This window comes from Rhodoferax sp. GW821-FHT07G04, assembly GCF_059418585.1.
This window is the reverse complement of the sequence record NZ_JBWKQD010000015.1, coordinates 1,966-4,358: the sequence shown is the minus strand read 5'-3', so window position 1 is coordinate 4,358 and position 2,393 is coordinate 1,966. Positions and strand designations below refer to the sequence as shown.

At 63.7% G+C, this 2,393-nt stretch carries 1 protein-coding gene; it reads right to left on the bottom strand.

Features of this window, described 5'->3' with window-relative positions:
- Window positions 1-2,393, bottom strand: a 2,393-nt coding sequence (locus tag AC07OO_RS25415) for an RHS repeat domain-containing protein (RefSeq protein WP_495084967.1), incomplete at both ends; no start/stop codon positions are given.

Here is a 2,393-nt window from a genome sequence, read left to right as displayed (position 1 = left end):
ATCAGGTTGCCCACGGCGTCATAGCGCATCGCGATGGGCGCCAAGGTGCCATCGGCCACGTAGATGGCGCGGTTTTGCGCGTCATAGACCGTGCGGATGGTTTTGTCATGCTCGGGGGCCGGCGTCGGCAAGAGCGTGGTCTCAAGATCCAAGCCCGCCAAGGGCAGCGTGTTCACAAAGGCCGTGCTCTTGATCACGTTGCCGTTGTTGTCGTAGACATAGGCCGTTACATTGGCCGTGCCATCGCCGCGGTTGACACCGGTTGCCGTCACGCGGCCATCCCCGTCGTAGCGACGGTACTGGATGTGGTTGGCAGCACCGCCGCCCAGACCCGACACCAGCGTGCTGATAGCCGTGTCCCTGGGCGCATCGCCCAAGGCGGTGATGCTGTCCGTGTTCAGCGGGTTGGCGTACTGGATGGTTTGCACCAGGCGGCCAAGGTTGTTGTAGATGTTTTCTGCAACATTGGTCTTGTTGCCACCCATGCCGTCGGTGCTCTCCACCAGGGTGAAGCGCAGGCGGTTGTCGGCATCGTAGGCGTAGCGGGTGACGCTCTTGTAGGCGTAGGCGTACTGGGCCGTGTTGTCCAGCGGCACCTCCACCTTGACCACGTTGCCATTGGCGTCGTAGCTGTAGTTCTTGACGATGTTCAGACCAGATGGGTCTTGCACCTCCGAGGTGCGACGGCCCAGCTTGTCGTAGGTGTAGACGGTGCGGTTGCCATTGGCATCCGTCATGGCCACGCTCTTGCCGCGGCCATCGTATTCAAAGCGGGTGACCAGGTTCAGGCCCGTGGGGTCTACCGTTTGGGTTTCCAGCTCGCCCTTGAGGTTGTAGGTGAACGCAGTGACGTTGCCATTGGGGTCGGTCACGCTCAGTTGCTCACCCTTGGCCGTGTAGGCATAGCGGGTGACGAGGTTCAGGCCATTGGGGTCCACGGTACGGCTGGCCACGCGGTTGACGGCGTCGTAGGTGATGTGCACGGTGTGGCCGTTGGCATCGACCGTATCGACCAGGCGGGAGGCGTGGTCGTAGACCTGGGTGCTGCGTGCCAGCGGCGCATTGGTGGCCGTCAGGTTGCCGTTCTTGTCGTACTCGTAGGTGGTGACGTTGTGGTTGCCATCGGTCACCGACAGGGTTTGTCCCTGGCGGGTGCGCGTGGTGCTGACACTGATGCCTTCGGGCGTGGTGACGGTGACACTGCGCGCCGCCTGGTCGTAGGCGTAGGTCGTTTTCAGGTTGGCCCTGCCGAAGTCTTCGATCTGGGTCAGTACGCGGCCAAACGTATCGTAGGTCGTGCGGCGTTGCGTCGCGCTTTGGCCTTGGATGGCCTGGGGATCGGTAACGACCAGGGTGCGGCCCTGGTCTTGGTAGTCATAGCTGGTGGTGTTGCCGTTGGCATCGGTTTGTGCCACCACGCGGCCAAAGGCGTCGTATTGGCTGGTGGTGCCGGCGTTGATGCCACCGGCATCGCCCACTGCGTTGGTCTGCAGGCCGCGGTGGTCGTAGCTGGCGGTGCTGCGCACGCTTTGGCCATTGCCAATGCCTTGGACGGTGGAGGTAGCCTCTGCAAAGGCGTTGTAGCCCATGGTCAGGGTGTTGCCCAGGGCGTCGGTGCGTTGGGCCAGGGTGCCGGTGCTGTTGTAGGCGTAGCGGGTGGTGCTGTCCTTGGCGGCGTTGACCAGGGTGTTGATGGCGGTCTTGACGGCGCTGGTGACCAGGCCGCCGCCGATTCCAGCCAGGCTGGACAGGGTGGCGGCTGAGAGGCGTGTGCCGTACTGGGTGCTGGCATTGAGCTGACCCAGGGCGTCGTAGCGCTGCTCGCTGACCTCGCCCAGGGCGTTGACGGTGTCGCTCAGGTGGCCGTTGGCGTCGTAGAAGAACAGGGTCTTGTTGCCGTTCTGGTCGGTGGTGCTGGTGCGCCGGCCTGCAGCGTCATAGCTGTGGGTCAGGCCGTAGTCGCGCCAGAGCTGGTCCACCTGGGTGGCCGTCGGGCTGTTCAGGTTTTGCAGTGCAGCATAGCCTTCCGCGCTGAGTTCTCCGACCAGGCGGCCTTGCACGTCAAAGCGGGCGCTCAGTGTGCGCTGGTCCTGGGTGTTGAGCGCGGTGGTGGTGCTGACCAGGTTGCCCATGCGGTCATAGCTGAACTGGCTGACCGTGCCTTCGGCATTGGTCTGGCTGACCAGGCGGTTGGCGGTGTTGTATTGGCTTTGTGTGACCTGGTCCTGGGCATCGCTGGCCGGGCGCAGGCTGTTGAGTGTGGCGCCGGCCGCAACCGGGAGAGCCACCGGCTTGGCATAGCGTATGGTTTGTGTGGCATTGCCGTTGGCGTCACGGATGGTTTCGCTCAGGGCGCCTTGGGCATCCAGCTGCCCTGTCACCAATCCGTGGGC